The following is a 20207-nucleotide window of genomic DNA, read 5'->3' on the forward strand; positions in this document are numbered from 1 at the left end:
GGGCTGTCCTCGTACAACAGCCCGGCCCGCGCACCCGGTTGACCCGGGCCCGTCAGCGCAGGGACGCCGGAAGCGCCTCCCGGTGCAGGATGCCCAGCCGCTGCGTGGCACGGGTCAGCGCCACGTACAGGTCGCTCGTCCCGAACCGGCCCGGCTCCACCACCAGGACGTGGTCGAATTCGAGGCCCTTGGCCTGCCGGGGCCCCAGCAGCACCACCGTCCGGGTCAGATCCGGCTCGCCGCCGGGCGCGACCCCGTCCAGCGGTGCCGCGATCTCCTCGTGCAGCTCGCGCGGCGCGATCACCGCGAGGCGCCCCTCGTCGGGCGTCAGCTCCTGGACAGCCCGCGCCACCGCGCCCGCCAGGTCCGCCCCGGCGTCCCGCACCCACGGCACCTCGCCCGTGGAGCGCACCGACCCCGGCGGCTCGAACGACGGGTCCTCGGCCCGCAGCACCTTCGCCGCGACCTCCATCACCTCGGCGGGCGTACGGTAGTTGACCCCGAGCCGCACATGCTCGTACCGGTCGCCCACGTACGGCTCCAGAATGTCCTGCCACGAGCCGACCCCGGCCTCCTCCGAGGTCTGCGCCGGATCGCCCACCAGCGTCATCGACCGGGTCGGGGACCGCCGCATCAGCAGCCGCCACGCCATCGGCGACAGCTCCTGCGCCTCGTCCACGATGATGTGCCCGAACGCCCACGTCCGGTCGGCGGCGGCCCGCTCGGCCGCGCTGCGGTGGTCGGCCTCCTCCTGGCGCTCCGCCATCCGCTCCGCGTCGATGATGTCGTGTGCGGCGAGCAGCTCCGACTCCTCGTCCTCGAACTCGAAGGACTCCGAGCCCCGGGACAGTTCGAGGACGCCCTGGGCGTACGCGATCCGCTCCTGGCGCTCCGCCTCGGCCGCCGCCCGCTCGGCACTGTCGTCGGCCCCGAGCAGTTCGGCCGCCTCGTCCAGCAGCGGGACGTCGGCCGGGGTCCACCCGCCCTCGCCGGGTGCCCGCCGGATGGCCGCCGCGTCCGCCTCCGGCAGGTGGACCGGCTCGGCCAGGTAGTCGGCGAGGAAGCCCTCCGGGGTGAGAGCCGGCCACAGCTCGTCGATGGCGGCGTGCACGTCCTGGCTGACGGCGACCGCCTTGCCGAGCTGGGCGATGTCGTCCGGGCCCAGGAAGTTCGGGCCGCCGTACGGGTCGGCGCCGATGCGCTCGGTGAGCTGGGCGGTCAGCGCGTCGATGATCCGGAACGCGAAGTGCGGCCGGGCGAGGTTGTGGGGCAGCCGGGTGTCCCGGGCCGCCTGCCGGGCCTCGTAGGCGATCTCCCAGTCCAGGATCAGGTCGCCGTCGTCGTGCGGGACGATCAGCGGGGCGCCCGGCTCGGGCAGCAGCTGCCGGTCCCGCACAGCGAGCGCCAGCGCCTCGGCCATGGACGCGCCGCCCTTCACGGCCGCGGCCCGGGGCGTGTCCGTGGAGCGGGCGTAGACGCCGGGGAACAGCTCGGCCTGGGTGGCGAGCAGGACGCCGGTCTCGCCGAGCGAGGGCAGCACCTCGCCGATGTAGCTGAGGAAGGCCGGGTTCGGGCCCACGATCAGCACCGCCCGCTTGGCCAGCAGCTCCCGCTGCTCGTACAGCAGGAACGCCGCCCGGTGCAGGGCGACGGCCGTCTTTCCGGTGCCGGGTCCGCCCTCGACCACCAGGACACCCCGGTGCGGAGCCCGGATGATGCGGTCCTGCTCCGCCTGGATGGTCCGCACGATGTCCGCCATGCGTCCGGTCCGCGCCGAGTTCACCGCGGCGAGCAGGACCGTGTCGCCGCTCGGGTCCTCGAAACCGGTGCGCTCCCGGTCACCGACGTCCAGGATCTCGTCGTGCAGCTCGGTGACCGTGCGGCCCTCGGTCGTGAGGTGGCGGCGTCTGCGCAGACCCATGGGGGTGTGGTTCGTGGCGAGATAGAAGGGGCGGGCGACCGGGGCGCGCCAGTCGATCAGCAAAGGCGTGTGTTCGCTGTCGTCCTCGCGGATTCCGATACGGCCGATATGGTGCGCGACTCCGTCCGTGAGATCGATACGGCCGAAACAGAGCGAGCCGTCCACCGCGTTCAGAGCGGCGAGCAGACCGGAGCGCTCGGCGACCAGGACATCGCGTTCGAGCCGGGCCTGCTGGCCGGTGCCGACCGGTGTCAGGGCGGCCCGGACGTGCTCGGCGGCGTCACCACGCAGGACGTCGACACGGTGGTGGAGCCGGTCGATGTATTCCTGCTCCTTCTGCAATTCGGCGCTTTCCCGAGTTGACAAAACAGCTCCCTGGCGGATATGGTGATTCTTGTTGGCCCCCGTTGCGGGGCCTTTCTCTATGGGCGCACAGAACCACTCAATATACGTGAGAAAATCCCCGGTCCGCAATTGCGGACCGGGGATTTCGAATGCCTGCCCGCTCAGATGGCTTGCAGCAGTTCCTCCGTCGTCGTCACGACCGCGCAGCGGCCCGCCGCCCAGCGCAGCGCCATGTCGTGGTCCTCGCGCGAGAAGTCCGCGACCGCGTCGGCCACCACGAACGCCTGGATGTCGCGCATCCACGCGTCGGCGGCGCTCATCAGCACGCCGATGTGCGCGTACACACCGGTGATCACCAGCTGGTCGCGGCCGCCGTCGCGGATGAGGGACTCCAGCTCGGTGCGGACGAATGCGCTGTACTTCCACTTGGTGAGGACCGTGTCGCCCGGCGCGGGCGCCACCTCGTCCGGTGCGGCCAGGGCTTCCGGGTCGTCCGCCATCCCCGGCCCCCAGAAGTCCAGCTGGAGACCGCGCTCCTCGGCGCTCTGGCCACCGCGCTGCGCCGAGTGCACCACCGGGATCCCGGCGCCGCGGCTCGCCTCGATCACGCGGGCCGTGTTCGCGAGCATGCCGGTCAGCGGCTCCTCGCCGGGGCGGTAGGCGCGCAGGAAGTGGTTCTGGAGGTCGTGGACGAGCAGCACGGCGCGCGCCGGGTCGACGGTCCAGCCGACCCGGTTCGCCGGGAGCTCACCGGCGCCGGGCAGGGGATAGGGGGCGATGGCGGGAAGTGCCATGGGGAAGCCTTTCGGTGCCGCGCGGGGCGGACTCAGTTCTGTGCGGGGGGAGTTGACGCGGAGGCGGGGGCCGCACCGGTGCGCAGGCCCTTCTTGCTGACCTTGCCGATCCCCGTCTGCGGGAAGACGTCCACGAATTCCACGAGGTCGGGCACCTTGTACGCGGCGATGCCGCGCTCGCGCACATGCCGCTTCACGGCGAGCGCCCCGAGCGGTTCGGCGCCCTCGCGCAGAATCACGTACGCCAGGGTGCGTTCACCGAGATACGGATCGGCCACACCGACCACCGACACGTCGTGCACCGACGGATGGGCGAGGATGATGTTCTCGATCTCCTCGGGCGCGACCTTCTCGCCGCCGCGGTTGATCTGGTCCTTCGCCCGCCCCTCCACGACGAGATGGCCGCTCGGAGTGCGGCGCACGATGTCACCCGTGCGGTAGAACCCGTCCGCGGTGAACGCGCTCCTGTTGTGCTCGGGGGCGCGCCAGTAGCCCCGGATCGTGTACGGCCCCCGGGCCAGCAGATGCCCGAACTGCCCGTCGGGAACGTCCTGTCCGGCGTCGTCCACGATGCGGACCTCGTCGTCCTCGGAGATCGGCCGGCCCTGGGTGCTGACGACGGTCTCGTAGTCGTCGTCCAGCCGGGTGTAGTTGACGAGTCCCTCGGCCATCCCGAAGACCTGCATCAGCCGGCAGCCGAGCGCCGGTTCCAGGCGCCGGGCCGCCGTCTCGCTGTACTTGGCGCCGCCCACGAGGATGAGATCGAGGCTCGACAGGTCCTGCTCCGCCGAAGCGGCCGCGTCCGTCCACACCAGGGCGAGCGGCGGGACCATGCCCGTCATCGTGACGCGTTCCCGCTCGATGAGCGGGAACGCCGTGGCCGGATCGGGGCGCGGGCACAGGACGACCGTGCCGCCCGCGTACAGCGTGCCGAGCCAGCCGGGCGAGCTCATCGGGAAGTTGTGCGCGGCGGGCAGAACCACGAGGAAGCGGGTGTCCGCGTCGACGCCGCAGATCTCGTTGGAGCCGCGCAGCGAGTAGATGTAGTCGTCGTGCGTACGGGGGATGAGCTTGGGGACCCCTGTGGTCCCGCCCGACAGCTGGAGGAATGCCAGGTCGTGCGGCTCGGGCCCGATGTCCGGCTCCCGGGCCGCTTCGCACGGCACGTCGGACAGGGCGGTGTGCTCGCCCGGGTCGCCGACGACGAACACGTGCTTCAGGGTGGGCGCCTGCTCCCGTACGGCGGTGGCCAGCGCCCGGTGGTCGAAGCCGGCGTGCCGGTCCGGGATGACGTAGGCGACGGCCTCGGCGAAGGAGCAGAAGTAGCCGATCTCCGTCTGACGGTGGGCGGGCAGCGCGTACACGGGGAGCGCGCCGATCCGGAAGAGGGCGAAGACGACCTCCGCGAACTCGGCGATGTTGGGCAGTTGGACGACGACCCGGTCGCCCTTGGCTATACCGCGCGCCCGGAAGCCGGCCGCCAGCCGGGCCGCGCGCTCGTCCAGCTCCCGGTACGTCCAGGCGCGGCGCTCGGGCGCGGGGTCGATCAGCGCGACCCGGTCGCCATGGGCCTCGGCCCGCTCGCGCAGCATGCCGGTGAAGGTCTCGCCGCGCCAGTGCCCGGCCGCGCGGTAGCGGGCGGCGAACTCGGCGGGCCAGGTCGGGGCGTCTTCGTACGGTGAGGCAGTCATCGTTCCAGGTCTCCAGGGGGAGGGCCGTTTTCGGGGCGCCGGGCGGACGGGTCAGGCGCGCAGGGTGGCGCCGCCGTCGACGTACAGGTCGTGCAGGGTGATGTGGCGGGCCCGGTCGGACACCAGGAAGGCGACCGCCTCGGCGATGTCGGCCGGTTCGGCGATCCGGCCGAGCGGGATGCCCGTGCGGTAGCTCGCCAGGTCCCCGGCTATGACGCGCTGAGCGGCGGGGCCTTCGTCGTGGGCCTCATCGGAGGGCCACATCCCGCGCTGCATGTCGGTGAGCGTGGAGCCGGGCGAGACGGTGTTGCAGCGGACGCCCCGGGGAGCCAGTTCCAGACCGAGGCACTTGGTGAACATGACGGCCGCGGCCTTCGACGCGGCGTACGCCGCCATGGTCGTGCGGGGGATGCCGGCGGCGTTGGACGCGACGGTGACGATGCTGCCCGCGCCCCGGTCCGCCATCCGGCGGGCGGCGGACCGCGAGACGTGGAACACCCCGTCGGTGTTGACGGCGAACGTCGCCCGCCAGTCCTCGTCGGTCAGCTCGGTGACGGGTGAACACCGCAGTATCCCGGCCACGTTGACCGCGATGTCGAGGGCGCCGAGCGTGTCCTCGGCCTCGGCGACCAGGGCCTCGACGGCCGCGGCGTCCGTGACGTCCAGCGCCCGGGCGACGACGCTCCCTTCGTACTCCCGGGCGAGGGCGTCGACGCCCTCCGGGGCCGCGTCGGTCGCCAGGACCCGGCAGCCGCGTGCGACGAGGGCCCGCACGACCGCCTCGCCTATGCCGCGTCCGGCTCCCGTCACGAGGGCCAGCCGGCCGGTGAGTTCCCGGTCGGCGGGGGCGGGGACGGGGGGACGACGGGAAGAAGGGGCGGAATGCGGCGCCATGGTCCTGGGGTCTCCCTGTGACGGCGAACGGGGACGGCAACACTTAGGTAAGCCTAACCATAGAGTGATCACGCGAGCCAGGGGGTCGGAACCGGCGTCACGACCCGCCCGCACGCTGCGCGATGCCCCTTTTGTCCTGTAAGGGCAAGAAGTCAATTGAGGGCGTTTAGGGTGGATTTGATGCTGTCAGATGCACTCAAAACGGACGCATGCGCACATTCTGATTTCAGTGGGCAGCGTCACGTCGGCCGTTTCTGACGCGCAATCCGATCTCCCGGTTCCCAGTCGTGCCAAGAAATTTGCCTTCCCTCGGCGCGGGCGATCATGAGCATTTCCTTTGATTGATCTTGCAAAACAATTGTGATCAGCAATTCCGGGCTTGTTCCGGCCGTCGTTTCTCGCTTACGGTCCCGTCATCAATCCGGATGGAACGCCGAATCCTGCCGCCGTCCGGTAACCCGACCACTCACGTACGGCAGGAGCGGGGGACCCAGGTTTGCCGCCGGTCCGGAATCCGGAGCGGCTAGGGGTGAAGTCGCCATGCGCGACCGGACATCTCCAGTCCGAACCCGACAGCTCACCTCGCAGGCGACGGAGAGGAAATACGCCATGCCCATCCCGGGTAAGCACCGTCGTGCCAAGTCCGCGTCCCTGACCCGCGGTTTCATCGCCGTCAGCGCGGGCGGAGCCGTTCTCGCGCTCCCCCTGATCGCGGCCGGATCGGCCTCCGCCGCCCCCGCCAAGAGCGTCGTCGCCGAAAAGGCAGCGGCCCCGACTTCCGTCGCCGGCAAGGAAATTGCCGTGCGCAAGGCCGCCCCCACCACCTATTCCGTGGTGTCCGGCGATTCGCTTTACAAGATCGCCCAGGGGTATTCCCTCAGTGGCGGCTGGGAGCGGCTGTACAAGGACAACCGCAGTGCTGTCGGCAGCAACCCCGACCTCATTCACCCGGGTCTGAAGCTCTCCATCGGCGCCAAGTCCGAGGCCGCCGCCCCGAAGGCCGCGGAGAAGAGCGTATTCAAGGCGGAGACCGCCGAGAAGAACGGCGACACCGCCCCCCGGGCGGAGAGCGCCGACCGCGCCGACCGCTCCGAGCGCACCGTCGTCCCGGTCGCCGCCGAGAAGCCCGCCGAGACCCAGACGGCCGTCGCGTACACCGACGACCTCGACGGCTGGATCAAGGAATCCCTGGCCATCATGGCGCAGCAGGGCATCCCCGGCAGCTACGACGGCATCTACCGCAACATCATGCGCGAGTCCTCGGGCAACCCGATGGCGATCAACAACTGGGACGTCAACGCCGTCAACGGCACGCCCTCCAAGGGCCTGCTCCAGGTGATCCAGCCCACCTTCGACGCCTACCACGTGCCCGGTACGTCGATGGACATCTACGACCCGGTCGCCAACATCACGGCCGCGTGCAACTACGCCGCCGCCACGTACGGCTCGATGGACAACGTCTTCGGCGCGTACTGATACACACCCGCCCCGGGCTCGGGGCAGGGCCGTGAGCAGGGGTGGAAAGAAGCGGAAGCGCTTCTTTCCACCCCTTTCACGTGCTGTACCGCTCTTGTTGCGAGAAATCCGTACAACCCTTGGGCCACAAGAGGTGTCGAACAGGGCGTCCAGGAAGACAGCGGGCTCTTCCCGGCACCCCCCGGATCCGCCCGGCCATCCTTGATCCAAGGAGCCACTTGTGCGTACGCACCGTCCGGCCGCCGTTCTCGCGGCCTCGATCCTCCTGCTGACGGGCGCGGCCATCGCCGCGCCCTCCGCCTATGCCGGCCCGTCCGCGCCCGGCGCCACGCAGGCGAAGGACCGCAACACCGACTTCAACGGCGACGGCTACGACGACGTGCTCATCGGCGCGCCGGGGGCCACGATCGACAGCAAGCAGGGCGCAGGGTTCGTCACCGTCCAGTACGGCTCCCGCAGCGGCCTGGGCACCAGCCCCTCCGCCGTCTTCAGCCAGAACACCGCCGGGGTGCGGGGCGCCGCCGAGACGGGCGACGCCTTCGGCCAGTCCGTCGCCACCGGTGACCTGAACGGCGACGGCTACGACGACGCGGTCGTCGGCGTCCCGGGCGAGGACATCGAGCCCGTGGGCGACGCGGGGGGTGCCGTCGTGCTGTGGGGGTCGCCGCAGGGGCTCACCGGGGCCGACAGCGACTGGCTCCAGGCCGCCGAGCCCCGCGCGTCGGCGAGATTCGGCAGCGCGCTCGCGGCGGCCCACTTCAGCCCCGACGTCCCCGGCGACGAACTGGCCGTCACCGACCGGTACGACCTCATCCTCTTCCGCTACGAACCCGCCCTGCTGAAGAAGGACGCCGCGCCTCTCGCGCCCGCCCAGCGCGAGAACGTGATCCCGGCCGAACCCGGACACGAGATCGACCCGAAGTCGCTGACCACGGGCGACTACGACGGCAACGGCCTGGCCGACCTCGTCGTCTCCGGGACGACCACGGGCACGAACCCGGGGGAGGGCTGGTCCGCCTGCTTCTCCGGACAGGTCCAGGGGCTCCGCTTCGAGCGCTCCCTCCGCGGCGGCCCCGTCGTCGCCTCCGGTGACATCAACGGCGACGGCTACGACGACCTCGTCACCGGGACGCCGAGCCGCCCCGACACCACCGGCGGGGGCGCCCTGGACGGCGGTGTGGTCGGCGTCTACTACGGCAGCGCCGGCGACGGCCCCGTCGTCGGCGCCGCCGGACCCGGCACCGAACCCGTCTGGTGGACGCAGGACTCCCCGGGCGTGCCCGGCGTCTCCGAGCAGGGCGACGGCTGGGGCAGCGACCTGTCGGTGGCCGACACCGACGGCGACGGTTACGCGGACGTGGCCATCGGCGCCCCGCTGGAGGACATCGGCGCGCCGGACCCGGACCTGTCCCGGGGCGACGCGGGAGCCGTGTGGGTGCTGCGCGGCGCGGCCGGCGGTCTGACGGTGTCCGGGGTCCGCTCCTGGGACCAGGACTCCGGGGAAGTGCTCGGTGTGCCCGAGACCAACGACCACTGGGGCGGCCAGGTGCGCCTGATCGACCCCGACGGCGACGGACGGTTCGGCCTGCTGGCCGCCGCCCCCGGCGAGGACGTGTTCAACGGGGTCGTGTGGGTGCTGCCCGCTGGCCAGGGAGGCGTGACCGCCACCGGATCGTGGACCTTCGACGGCGGATCGCTCGGCGCGCCCCGGACGCACGCCCACCTCGGCGAGGCGATCGACGAGTAGGACCGCCCGTACCCGCCCGTCCCGGAATGCGAGGGCACGGCGGGGCGTGGATGCTGGAACGGTCAGCGTCTCTAGGAGGTCAGTCATGAGCATGCTCGACAAGATCAAGGGCATGATCAAGGGGCATCCGGACCAGGCCCGCCAGGGAGTCGAGAAGGGCGGCGACTACGTCGACAAGAAGACCGGCGGCAAGTACGGCGGTCAGGTCGACTCGGCCCAGCAGAAGCTCAATGACCAGTTCGGTGACCGACCGCCGGACGAGGGCCGGTAAGCGCTCGCACGGGCCGTGAGGGAGCGCTCGCGCGGGCTGTGAGGGAGCGGTGGACGCCACAGCCGTGGCGTCCACCGCTCCTGCGCGTCGTGCCCCCTCGGCCGCCCGTGCCGGGGGCGCCTCCGACGTGCCGCACCGCCCGCCCGGGCGCATCCTGGCTGTGTGACCTGGCACGGCGCGGCCGGGCGGATGCCGTTCGGCCCGAGCGACGGCCCGCCCGCAGGACCGGAGAACGGCCGGGCGCCGGGCGACCTGTCCCTGGTGCTCGCCCAGTCCGTCGTGCACGCCATCGAGGCGGTCGGCGGCCAAGCCGGCGGGGTCTACCTCCCCTCGCGCACCCCCGGCCTGCTCAGGCTGGCCGTCCTCGCCGGGCTCCCCGGCCCCCTGTTCCGCCCCTGGTGGCGGATGCACGTGAACCGGCCGTTCCCGGTCGCCGAGGCGTTCCGCACCGGCAGCCCGGTCTACCTCGCCGACGCGGAGGACGCCATGCGGCGCTTCCCGCAGCTGATGGCCGGACTGCCGTTCCCCTTCGGCTCCCTGTACGTGCCGGTGGCGCGCCGCCGCGAACCGGTCGGCGTCCTCGTGGTCCTGCGCGCCGCGACCGGCGACGACCCGGTGCCCGCCGCCGACCGGGACCGGCTCCAGCGCATCGCCCACGGCCTGGGCACCGAACTGGCCGCCCTCGCGGAGGCGGGCACCCGGCCGGAGTGGGAGGGCGAGCCGCTCCCCGTACAGCTGCCCGCCAGGACGTCGCCGCCCGTGCGCATCGGCCGCTTCGACTGGAACCTCGCCACCGGTGCCGTCGAGGCGGACGACGACCTCTCCGCGATCCTCGGCACCGGAGCCGGGCGCTTCGCCGGCACCATCGAGGCCCTGGCCGCCCGGCTCGCACCGGAGGACGTCTACGGCCTCTGGGCGCTGGCCCGGCAGGCGGCGGGCTCCGGCGGCCCCGTCGTGCGCCGGATGCGGCTGCGCGGCCCGGACGGGCGCTCCCATCTGCTGGAGGTCTCCGGGCGCCGGCGGGACGACGAGGGGCCGGGCGGGCACCTGACCGGCTTCCTGGTGGACCTGGGCATCGGCCCGGTCGTCGCCGAGGCCGCCGACCGGCTGCCGCGCGGCATCTTCTCGCTCGACCGCTTCGGCCGGATCACCTACGTCAACCCGCTCGCCGAGGAGATGCTCGGCCGGCCCCGTGCCGCCCTGGTCGGCCGGGTGCTCTGGGAGGTGCTGCCCTGGTTCGCGAACCCGGCGTACGAGGACCACTACCGGGCCGCGATGATCTCCGACGCGCCGGTCCACTTCCTCGCCCGCCGCGACCCGCCCCCCTGGCTCTCCGTCTCCCTGTACCCGGGACACGACGGCCTGACCGCCGTCCTCACGCCCGCCGAGAAGCCCGCCTACGCCCCGGACTCCGTCGTCACGCCCGGACTGGGGCTCGGCTCGCCGGCCGACCGGTCCGCCGCCCTCTACCGGCCGGTCGCCCTCGCCATCGCGCTCACCGAGGCCGTCACCGCCCGCCAGGTCTCCCGCGTGGTCACCGATGAGCTGCTTCCGGCCTTCGGCGGCCGGCAACTGGCGATCTATCTGCTCAAGGAGGGCCACCTCTACCTGGAGTGGGAGACCGGCTTCCCGCACGGCTTCCTCGACCGGTTCGACGCGGTCGGCCTGGACGCCCGCATCCCCGGCGTGGAGACGCTCACCACCGGGCGCCCCATCTTCTTCGAGTCGATGCAGCGCCTGGCCGCCGCCTACCCGGGCATCCCCATGGACACGGACGTCGGCGCCCGCGCCTTCCTCCCGCTCATCGCCTCCGGGCGGCTCGTCGGCTCCTGCATCCTCGGCTTCGACCAGCCGCGCGGCTTCAGCCCGGAGGAGCGTACGGTCCTGACCGCCCTGGCCGGACTCATCGCCCAGGCCCTGCAGCGGGCCCAGCGCTACGACACCGAGGCCGCCCTCGCCCGCGGCCTCCAGGACGCCCTGCTGCCGCACCGGCTGCCCGCCGTCCGCGGCATCGACACCCAGGGCCGCTACCTCGCCGGCACCCAGGGCATGGACGTCGGCGGCGACTGGTACGACGTGATCGAGACCCACGGCCGCCTCGCCCTCGTCATCGGGGACGTGCAGGGGCACGGCGTGGCCGCCGCCGCGACCATGGGCCAGCTCCGCAGCGCCGTACGGGCCTTCGCGCTCAGCGGCCACGACCCCCAGGAGGTCATGAGCGGCACCAACCGCCTGCTCATCGACCTGGACACCGGCCAGTTCGCGAGCTGCTGCTACATCGTGACCGATCCGGCCACCGGCCGGACGCACGCCGTGCGCGCCGGGCACCCCCAGCCCGTCCTGCGCCGGCCCGACGGCACCGCCGAGGTCATGGAGCTCCCCGGCGGCATCGTCCTGGGCATCGACGCCGAGGCCGTCTACCCCGTCACCGAACTGCACCTCGACCCCGGCGCCACGCTCGCCCTGTACACCGACGGCCTGGTCGAGCAGGCGGGCACCGACATCGACGTCGGGGTCGAGCGGCTGCGCTCCACCCTCGCGGGTCTGGGCGCCGCCCCGCTCGCCGACACCGCCGACCACGTCATCCGCCGCGCCCGCCAGGCCGCGGACCGGCCCGACGACATCGCCCTGCTCCTCGCGGCCCGGTGGACCGGGGAGGACGGTGGGTGAGCGCCTGAGCATGCCTGCGGCAGCCGCGCCCGGACCCGCCACCGCGCCGCCCCCGCCGCAAAGCGGCCAGGTGTTCCGAACTCCTCGACGCGCGGGGCCGGGGCGACGGCTCATGGATACCTCCGGAGGGGGCGAATACGCGGGTCGGCGAGGAGCCGCGGGCGACCGCGGGACTCAGGTGCGACCGGTGACGGGCTTCGGGCCGGCGGACGTCTCCACCGGCGCTTCGCCGGCGGCCGGTCCGGCCTCGGGCCTGCCCGGCAGCAGCAGCCCCGCGGCGAAGACCACCACGGCCGCCGCGACCGGCCACCGGAACGCGTGGGAGAAGGAGTCGGCGGTGGGGGTCGCGTGGGAGCCGCCGCCCTGGAGGATCAGGGCGACGACGGCGATGCCGAGCGAGGCGCCGATCTGGTTGAGGATGAAGACCGCGCCCGTGGCACCGGCGACCGACTCGCCCGGGACCGTCTTGTAGACCGAGCCCATCGTGGGCGCACCCACCAGGCCCATGCCGAAGCCGGCGGCGAACTGCGCGGCGGTCAGGGCGGCCTGGGGCGTACCGGAGTCCGAGCCGGTGAAGACCAGCGCACCGGCGCCTATCAGCAGCGCACCGGTGGGCACCAGCCGGCGGGCACCCACCTTGTCGGCGAGGCTGCCCGCGATCGGCATCCCGATCAGGGTGCCGAGGCCCAGCGGGGCGAGCAGCAGCCCGGACTCCAGGACGCTGTGGCCGCGGACCTGCTGGTAGTAGAGCGGCAGCAGGAAGAGCAGCGAGAACAGACCGCCGCCGAGCAGGAACATGGTGGTCACGCTCGCGCTGAAGCCCTTGCCGCCGAACAGCCGGAGGTCCAGCAGCGGCGTGACCGAGGTGCGCAGCGCGTGCACGCCGTACGCGACGAACAGGGCGACGCCCACCGCGAGCCCGATGATCACCTTCGTACTTCCGAAGCCGTTGCCCCCCGCCTGGGACAGCGCGAACACAAGGGCGGCGAAGCCGGGGGAGAGCAGCGCCACGCCCAGCGCGTCGAACGGCACGGGGTCGCCGCCCGGCGGCGGGTCGGCCGGCAGCACCCGGATGGCCAGCACGATCGCGGCCAGCGCGAAGGGGATGTTGACCAGGAACATCCACTGCCAGGAGAAGTTGTCCAGCAGTAGCCCGCCGACCACGGGGCCGATCACCGGGCCCAGCGTGATCGGTACGGAGACCAGGCCCATGACCCGGCCGATCCTGGCGGGCCCCGCGGCGCCCGCGACGACCGTCATCATGATCGGGTCGACCATGCCGCCGCCGAAGCCCTGGACGACGCGGAAGGCGATCAGGCTCTCCGCGTTCCGGGCGAAGGCGCAGAGGGTCGAGCCGATCAGGAACACCGAGAGGCCGAGCAGCCACACGCGCTTGGCACCGAACCGGACCACGGCCCAGCCCGCCAGCGGAATCGCCAGGGCGACCGCGAGCAGATAGCCGGTGGTGACCCACTCGATGGTGGCCAACGTCGCGTGGAACTCGCCGCCCAGGGTGCTGATCCCGACGTTGACGATCGTCGCGTCCAGATACGACATCATCCCGCCGAGCACCATGACGCCGACCAGCGTCAGCAGAGCGGCATCGAGGCGGGCGGGCCCGTTCCCCACCGCTTTCCTTACATGCATGGCAACTCCTTTGAACCATCCCAGTCAGAAAATTTAACTGGGTAGTTAAATCAGGTGGCCGGCACCGTAGCATGGGCGCATGAGCGTTGGCGAGAACGAAGAGACGGACGGGCGCCCGGCGGACCGCGGGCGCCTCGACAAACGCCGGGCGATCGTGGAGGCGGCCCTGCGGGTCTTCGCCCAGGTCGGATACGCGCAGGCGAGCCTGGACGTGATCGCCGCGGAGGCCGGGGTCTCCAAGCCGACGATCTACAACCACCTGGGCTCGAAGGAAAGGCTCTTCCGGTACGTCCTGACGGAGACGGCCGCCCGGTCCAACGCCAAGACCCTGGACGTCCTCACCGACTTCCCCACTGACCCGGAGCGGTTGCGCCCCGCGCTGGAGGACCTGGCCACCAAGCTGGTCGACTGCTACTGCGACGAGCAGTCCGAGGCCGTGCGCCGGCTGTTGTACGCGGAGTCCGTGCGCTTCCCGGACCTCTTCGACGCGGTACGGGCCAGCGGGCCCAACCAGTTCACCGAGGCGCTGGCGGGCCGCCTCGCCCGGCTGGCCAACGCCGGGCACCTGCGGGTCGAGGACCCGGTCAGGGCGGCCAACCAGTTCATCGCGCTGGTCTACGACGAGCTGCCGGTGATGAGCGCGCTCGGCACCCGCCCGCTCGACCCGGCGGAAGTCGCCGAGGTCGTCACGGCGGGCGTCGACACCTTTCTGCGCGCCTTCGGCACCGGCAAGGAAGCCCCCGGCGCGCCGGGGGCGGCGTCGGGGGCTTCGGGCCGGGTCAGCGGCTGAGCCGCCCGTGCGCCGGAGCGGCGGCCAGGGACACGGCCAGCTCCGCGACGGCCGGCAGATGGTCGTTCAGGAAGAAGTGCCCGCCCGCGAGGACCCGCATCGCGAACGGGCCCGTGGTCGTCTCGCGCCACGGCGCCACGTCCTCCGGCGCCACCTCCGGATCCCCGTCCCCGGTGAGGGCGACGACCGGGCACGTCAGGAGACCGCCGCCCGGCACATACCCCGCGACGGCCGCGTAATCGGCGCGCAGCGCCGGCAGGATCATGTCGAGCAGTTCCGGATCGGCCAGCACGGCCGGGTCCGTGCCGCCGAGCTCGCGGACCCGCGCGAGCAGCGCCTCATCCGTCTCCGGCCAGCCGGAGCCGAGGCGCGAGGGCGCCCGCCGGCCGGACACGATCAGCGCCGCCGCCCCGTGGCCCGGTACGCCGGACAGCCGCAGCGCCACCTCGTGGGCGAGCGAGGCGCCCATGCTGTGCCCGAGGAGGACGCGCGGCCCGGCCGGCGCGGGGCCGGCCGCCAGGGCCTCGGCGATCAGGTCGGCGAGCCGGTGCAGATCGTCGACGGGCGCCTCGCGGTAGCGGTCCTGCCGGCCCGGGTACTGCACGGCGCGCACGCCCAGCGCGTGCCGGACGGCGTCGGACAGCGGGCGCCAGAACCCGGCGGCGCCGCCCGCGTGCGGGAAACACACCAGCTCGGCGCGGGCGTCCGGGGCGTGGTAGCGGCGCAGCCAGGCTTCCGGACGCGCGCCCGCTCCTCGGCTCGCCTCTTCGGTCTCTTGCTTGTGCATGGATTGCCTTCGGTTCTCACATCTGGTGTGCAGGGTGTCCACCGGCGAGCGATGAGCACGTCCCGGATCAGCGGCGCCGGACGCCCGGCGCGGGGACCAGGCGGACCGCCGTGTTCAGGACATGGTCGATCGCGTCGCGCGAGGGATGCTCCGTGAGGTTGGTGAGCAGCCGGGCCAGGGTGTTGAGCAGGGCCGGCGAGCCCATCACGTACCGGTTCAGCACCGGCTGGAAGCCCGATCGGCTGAAGATCAGATCGGCGGCCGTGTTACCGAGCCGGTAGTAGCGGCCCCAGCGCCGGTTCATCTCGGCCGGGTAGTGGCGCAGTGCCCGTTCCCGCCTCGGCCCCGGTGGCAACGCCAGTGCGAGGGCCGTCGTCTCGGCGGCGACCTCGCCCGCCTCCATCGCCTGCCCGATGCCCTCGCCGTTCCACGGGCTGACCATGCCCCCGGAGTCACCGACGAGCAGGAACCCCCGGGTGTACAGCGGGTGGCGGTTGAAGCCCAGCGGCAGGGCGGCGCTGCGCACGGGCCCCTCGGCGTTCTCCTCCCGCAGCCCCCACTCCTCGGGCGTACGGGCGAGCCACCGGTCCAGCGTGGCCCGCAGGTCCGCGCTGCCGTGCCGGCGGTGGGGGAGCGCGCCCAGACCGACGTTCACCCGGCCGTCCCCCATGGGGAAGATCCAGCCGTACCCGGGCAGATAGGCGTCGCTCCTCGGGAAGCGGAGGTCGGCCCACAGCTCCAGGAAGTCCTCCCGGGAACGCTCCGGGCTGCGGTAGTAGCGCCGGGCGGCCGTGGCGATCTGCCGCTTGGCGTCCCGCTCAAGACCCATGGCGAGTGCGATCCGGGCCGAGGCGCCGTCGGCGGCGATCACGACGGGCGCCCGGTGCACCACCGTGCCCGCCCCGGACACCGCCGTCACCCCGGTGATCCGGCCCGCCCGGTCGGTCACCGGCTCCTTCACCTTCACCCCGGTACGCAGCCGGGCACCGGCCGCGACGGCGTGCCGGGCCAGGATGTCGTCGAAGTCGTGCCGGCTGCGGGTGAGCCCGAAGTCCGGGAAGCCGCCCAGCGCCGGCCAGTCGATCTCCACCTGCCGGGGACCGGCCACCCAGCGCATCCCGCGCGACCGGGTCCAGCCGGGGGCCTGGATGTCGACGCCCATGCGGATCAGCTGGTGCACCGCGCGCGGGGTCAGGCCGTCCCCGCAGACCTTCTCGCGGGGGAAGCGGGACTTCTCCAGGAGCAGCACATCGACCCCGGCCCTCGCGAGGTGGTAGGCGGCGGACGAACCGGCCGGCCCCGCACCGACCACGATGACCTGCGCCTCCTCGGCCGCGCCGTGAGCGGTCTCCTCGTCCGGCGGCGACTGCTCTGCACGCGTCTCCCGCATGGGGCTCCCTCCTCGGTCCGGCGCCGCCGCCCGGGGACGACGACCCTGTACACCGCCATCCTGCCGGTTTCCCGGGCCCCGGGGAGGGTGATCAAAAATGCCGGTGTCCGGCACCGGGCCGTTCATACACGGCCGGGTGGTCTCCGCGTGACTTCCCGCCGTTCAGCCCGGCGGCCTGCGCCCCGCATCGGCGAGCAGCCGCTCGATGCGGTCGAAGCGCTCGTGCAGCAGCCGCTCCGTCTCGTCCCGCACCTGGCGCGCGGCGTGCTCGGCCTCGGCGGCCGCCCGGTGGCGGCGCCGCTGCTCATGCCCGACGAACCAGGTCGCGAGCGCGGCCGTGACCATCCCGTACGTCGTGATGCCGACGCCCATCACGACGACGGCGACGATCCGCCCCCACAGCGTCACCGGGAAGAAGTCCCCGTAGCCGACGGTCGTCGCGGTCTCCACCGACCACCACAGCGCCCGCGGGTACGAGGTGATCGTGGCGTGCGGGGCGTGCCGCTCGGCAACCAGCACCAGCCAGGAGCCGGCCAGCACGGTCAGGGCGAGCAGCACCGTCGCCCAGCCCGCCGCCTTCAGATGGAGCGAGCGGTTCTCCCGGCCGAGCAGCAGCTCGACCGCCTTGGTCAGGAATACAGGCACCATTTCCGGATCATCGGGCGACGACGGCGGTCCCGCCGCCCGGGCACGCGCCCGCCGCCCGCGCGTCACCCGATCGCGCCCGGCCCGGCCCGCCGGGGAACGCGGACCGGTCCCGCACGCCGATCGCCCTGGGACGATCCGTGTTAAACCTGGATATGTGGGTGGCACAGGTCGATTGCGGGCGAGGTTTCACCGCTCCGCCCGGCGTCCGCGGCGACATGAGGGCGGCCGCCCGGGCGGTGACGCTCCCGCGCCCACCGAGCCACCGCGCGGGCGGTCCTCCCCGGGGCGCGGTCTGCTCTCCCTCTTCAGCGTCCGCACCGTCGCCGGGCAGTTCTTCGTCCTCATGCTCGGCATCGTCGTCCTGCTCGACGCCGCCGCCGTCGTCGCCCTCGTCGTACAGGGCCGGCGCGACAGCATGAGCGCGGCGCGGGCCCAGTCGCTGAGCGTCGCGGAGACCTTCGCGCACGCCCCGGGCGTGGCGGCGGCGCTCGACAGCAAGGACCCCACGGCCGCCCTCCAGCCGCGCGCCGAGGAGATCCGGCAGAGCACCGGCGTCGAATACGTCGTCGTGGCCGGCACCAACGGCGTCCGCTACACCCACCCCGACATCGCGCTCATCGGCAAGCAGGTTCCCGGCCCCTACAAGGAGGCCCTGGAGAACGGGCCGGTCACCCGGACCGTCGCCGCGAGCCGGGGGAGGGCCGTCAGCTCGGCGGTGGCCGTCCCGCGCAAGGACGGAACGGCCGCCGGGCTCGTCGCGGTGGGCATCAAGGTCGAGGCCGTGAACAAGCTGGCGTACCCGAGCATCCCGCTCACCGTCGGCGCCGGGGTCGCCGCCCTCGTCCTCACCACGGCCGGCGCCGCCCTGGTCAGCCGCCGGCTCAGCCGCCAGACGCGCGGCCTCGGCCCGGCCGAGATGACCCGGATGTACGAACACCACGACGCCGTGCTGCACGCCGTGCGCGAGGGCGTCCTCATCATCGGCGCCGACCACCGGCTGCTGCTCGCCAACGACGAGGCCCGGCGGCTGCTCGGCCTCCCGCCGGACGCCGAGGGCCGCGCGGTGACCGACCTCGGGCTCGCGCCCGGCACCGCGGAACTGCTCGCCTCCGGGCAGGTCGCCACGGACGAGCTGCGGCCCGCCGGGGACCGGCTGCTCGCCGTCAACCTCCGCCCCACCGAGGAGCGCGGCGGCCAGCCCGGCATGGTCGCCACCCTCCGCGACACCACCGAACTGCGGGCCCTCACCGGCCGGGCCGAGACCGTACGGGAACGGCTGACGCTCCTCTACCGGGCGGGCGCGCTGATCGGGACCACCCTCGACGTCACCACCACCGCCCAGGAGCTCGCGGACGTCGCCGCCCCCGGATTCGCCGACAGCGTGACGGTCGACCTGGCCGACGCCGTCCTGCGCGGCGGGGAGCCGAGACCGCCCGCCGGCGACACCCTGGAGCTCCGCCGCACCGCCGTCCGCAGCGCCGCCGAGGGCCACCCCCTGCACCCGGCCGGACACGTCATCGGCTACCGGCCGACCACCGCCGACGGCCTGGGCACCGGCGCCGGGCACACCCGGATCGTCTCCGACCTGGCCGCCTCCCAGCAGTGGCGCGAGACGGAACCGGAACAGGCCGACGGCCTCCTGGACCACGGCTACCACTCACTGCTCTCCGTCCCGTTGCGGGCCCGCGGCGTCATCCTGGGCATCGCCAACTTCTGGCGCGCGCACAATGGGGACCCCTTCGACCTGGACGACCTCTCCTTCGCCGAGGAACTGGTGGCCCGCGCCGCGGTCAGCGTCGACAACGCCCGCCGCTACACCCGCGAGCACCAGATGGCGGTCACCCTTCAGCGCAGTCTCCTCCCGCGCGGCCTGCCCGAGCAGAACGCCCTGGACGTCGCCTACCGCTATCTGCCGGCGCAGGCGGGCGTGGGCGGCGACTGGTTCGACGTGATCCCGCTCTCCGGAGCCCGGGTCGCACTCGTCGTCGGCGACGTCGTCGGGCACGGGCTGCACGCGGCGGCCACCATGGGCCGGCTGCGCACGACGGTCCTCAACTTCTCCACGCTCGAGCTGGCACCCGACGAACTCCTCGGCCACCTGGACGAACTGGTGGTCAGGATGGACCAGGACGAGGAGTCGGGCGGCGGCTCGATCACCGGCGCCACCTGCCTGTACGCGATCTACGACGCCGTGTCCGGCCGCTGCACCGTCGCCAGGGCCGGCCACCCCGGGCCCGCGCTCGTGCTGCCCGACGGCACGGTCGGCTTCCCGGAAATCCCGGCCGGACTGCCCCTCGGGATCGGCGGCATGCCCTTCGAGATGACCGAGCTGGACGTCCCCGAGGGCAGCCGCCTCGTCCTGTACACGGACGGTCTGGTGGAGCGCCGCGACCGGGACATCGACGACGGCCTGGAACTCCTGCGCCGCTCGCTCGCCGACCGCGACCGCACTCCCGAGGAGACCTGCGACGACGTGCTGGAGGCCATGCTGCCCAGCCGCCCCGGCGACGACGTGGCCCTGCTGGTCGCCCGGACCCGCACCCTGGACCCGTCCCGGCGCGTTCAGTGGGACGTACCTCCGGACCCCGCCGCTGTCGCCGGAATCCGTAAGCAGGCCATGCGCTGGCTCTCCGACCGGGGCCTGGACGAGGAGGGCTTCGTCACCGAGCTCATCCTGAGCGAACTCGTCACCAACGCCATCCGCTACGGCTCCGAGCCCATCACGGTCCGGCTCCTGTACGACAGGGCCCTGACCTGCGAGGTGTCGGACTGCAGCAGCACCTCCCCGCACCTGCGCTACGCCACCACGACCGACGAGGGCGGCCGGGGCCTCTTCCTCGTCGCCCAGTTCGCGGAGCGCTGGGGGGCCAGGTACACCGACCGGGGCAAGGTCATCTGGTCCGAGCAGGCACTGGGCGGCCCGCCGCCGGCCGGGCCGGTGTGAGCGGACGCGGGGCCCGGCGGTCTGCCGCGCCCCGCGCCGATTCAGCTCATGTGCCGGATGTCCTGCGTGTCCCCGTCAGGGGTAGGACACCACGTTCGACGGGACGGTCGAGGTCCCGGAGGTCGGGGAGCCCGTGTCGTTGATGACGTGGTTGTACTGTCCCTGGCCGCCGAGCGAGACGACGAGCAGGTC

General features: G+C 73.0%; 14 protein-coding genes and 1 riboswitch. Of the genes, 6 read left to right on the forward strand and 8 right to left on the reverse strand.

The genetic code is table 11. The features are described 5' to 3' along the window. Positions 1-52: 52 nt before the first annotated feature. The 4 genes from ABZ565_RS17550 to ABZ565_RS17565 all read right to left on the reverse strand — a co-directional run bounded on the left by ABZ565_RS17550 (position 53) and on the right by ABZ565_RS17565 (position 5645). Positions 53-2263 (reverse strand): helicase, encoded by a 2211-nt coding sequence (locus tag ABZ565_RS17550; RefSeq protein ID WP_361027008.1) that lies wholly within the window; start codon positions 2261-2263, stop codon positions 53-55. A 164-nt stretch (positions 2264-2427) separates the two neighbouring features. Further along, positions 2428-3060 carry an isochorismatase family protein gene (locus tag ABZ565_RS17555; RefSeq protein WP_361026939.1) on the reverse strand — a complete coding sequence of 211 codons (633 nt, stop codon included), beginning with the start codon at positions 3058-3060 and terminating at the stop codon, positions 2428-2430. A 32-nt stretch (positions 3061-3092) separates the two neighbouring features. Beyond that, complete coding sequence (locus tag ABZ565_RS17560; RefSeq protein ID WP_361026942.1) at positions 3093-4751, reverse strand: (2,3-dihydroxybenzoyl)adenylate synthase; 1659 nt, start codon at positions 4749-4751, stop codon at positions 3093-3095. A 51-nt stretch (positions 4752-4802) separates the two neighbouring features. After that, the gene (locus ABZ565_RS17565; protein WP_361026945.1) at positions 4803-5645 is read right to left on the reverse strand and encodes a 2,3-dihydro-2,3-dihydroxybenzoate dehydrogenase; all 843 of its coding nucleotides are present in this window, start codon (positions 5643-5645) and stop codon (positions 4803-4805) included. Positions 5646-6066: 421 nt separating this feature from the next. After that, positions 6067-6251: riboswitch (cyclic di-AMP (ydaO/yuaA leader) on the forward strand. 3 nt (positions 6252-6254) lie between these two features. Between ABZ565_RS17565 and ABZ565_RS17570 the strand changes: the two genes are divergently transcribed. From ABZ565_RS17570 to ABZ565_RS17585, 4 genes are all read left to right on the forward strand, one after another. Then, complete coding sequence (locus ABZ565_RS17570) at positions 6255-7121, forward strand: LysM peptidoglycan-binding domain-containing protein (RefSeq protein ID WP_361026948.1); 867 nt, start codon at positions 6255-6257, stop codon at positions 7119-7121. 220 nt (positions 7122-7341) lie between these two features. Further along, positions 7342-8868, forward strand: a complete 1527-nt coding sequence (locus ABZ565_RS17575; RefSeq protein ID WP_361026951.1) for an esterase — start codon at positions 7342-7344, stop codon at positions 8866-8868. Between the two features lie 85 nt (positions 8869-8953). Continuing rightward, positions 8954-9139, forward strand: a complete 186-nt coding sequence (locus tag ABZ565_RS17580; protein WP_361026954.1) for an antitoxin — start codon at positions 8954-8956, stop codon at positions 9137-9139. A 189-nt stretch (positions 9140-9328) separates the two neighbouring features. Next, positions 9329-11809: a SpoIIE family protein phosphatase gene (locus ABZ565_RS17585; RefSeq protein WP_361027011.1), complete on the forward strand. Its 2481-nt coding sequence runs from the start codon at positions 9329-9331 to the stop codon at positions 11807-11809. 174 nt (positions 11810-11983) lie between these two features. Here ABZ565_RS17585 and ABZ565_RS17590 read toward each other — a convergent pair whose 3' ends face one another. After that, entirely contained in the window at positions 11984-13456 is a 1473-nt protein-coding gene (locus tag ABZ565_RS17590; RefSeq protein WP_361026957.1) for a DHA2 family efflux MFS transporter permease subunit, read from the reverse strand. Between the two features lie 79 nt (positions 13457-13535). Between ABZ565_RS17590 and ABZ565_RS17595 the strand changes: the two genes are divergently transcribed. Next, on the forward strand, positions 13536-14246 hold the full coding sequence (locus tag ABZ565_RS17595; protein ID WP_361026960.1) for a TetR/AcrR family transcriptional regulator: 711 nt from the start codon (positions 13536-13538) through the stop codon (positions 14244-14246). On the opposite strand, the gene ABZ565_RS17600 is transcribed toward ABZ565_RS17595, so the two are convergent. From ABZ565_RS17600 to ABZ565_RS17610, 3 genes are all read right to left on the reverse strand, one after another. Then, positions 14236-15033, reverse strand: a complete 798-nt coding sequence (locus ABZ565_RS17600) for an alpha/beta fold hydrolase (RefSeq protein WP_361026963.1) — start codon at positions 15031-15033, stop codon at positions 14236-14238. The two genes, ABZ565_RS17595 and ABZ565_RS17600, sit on opposite strands and share 11 nt — an antisense overlap. Before the next feature lie 67 nt (positions 15034-15100). Beyond that, positions 15101-16423 carry a geranylgeranyl reductase family protein gene (locus ABZ565_RS17605; protein ID WP_361026966.1) on the reverse strand — a complete coding sequence of 441 codons (1323 nt, stop codon included), beginning with the start codon at positions 16421-16423 and terminating at the stop codon, positions 15101-15103. Positions 16424-16585: 162 nt separating this feature from the next. After that, on the reverse strand, positions 16586-17071 hold the full coding sequence (locus tag ABZ565_RS17610; RefSeq protein ID WP_361026969.1) for a potassium channel family protein: 486 nt from the start codon (positions 17069-17071) through the stop codon (positions 16586-16588). 343 nt (positions 17072-17414) lie between these two features. Here ABZ565_RS17610 and ABZ565_RS17615 point away from each other — a divergent pair, with 343 nt between their 5' ends. Continuing rightward, positions 17415-20015: a SpoIIE family protein phosphatase gene (locus ABZ565_RS17615; RefSeq protein ID WP_361027013.1), complete on the forward strand. Its 2601-nt coding sequence runs from the start codon at positions 17415-17417 to the stop codon at positions 20013-20015. Positions 20016-20207: the final 192 nt, after the last annotated feature.

The sequence above is a fragment of the Streptomyces sp. NPDC016469 genome, from assembly GCF_040632905.1.
Lineage (GTDB): Bacteria > Actinomycetota > Actinomycetes > Streptomycetales > Streptomycetaceae > Streptomyces.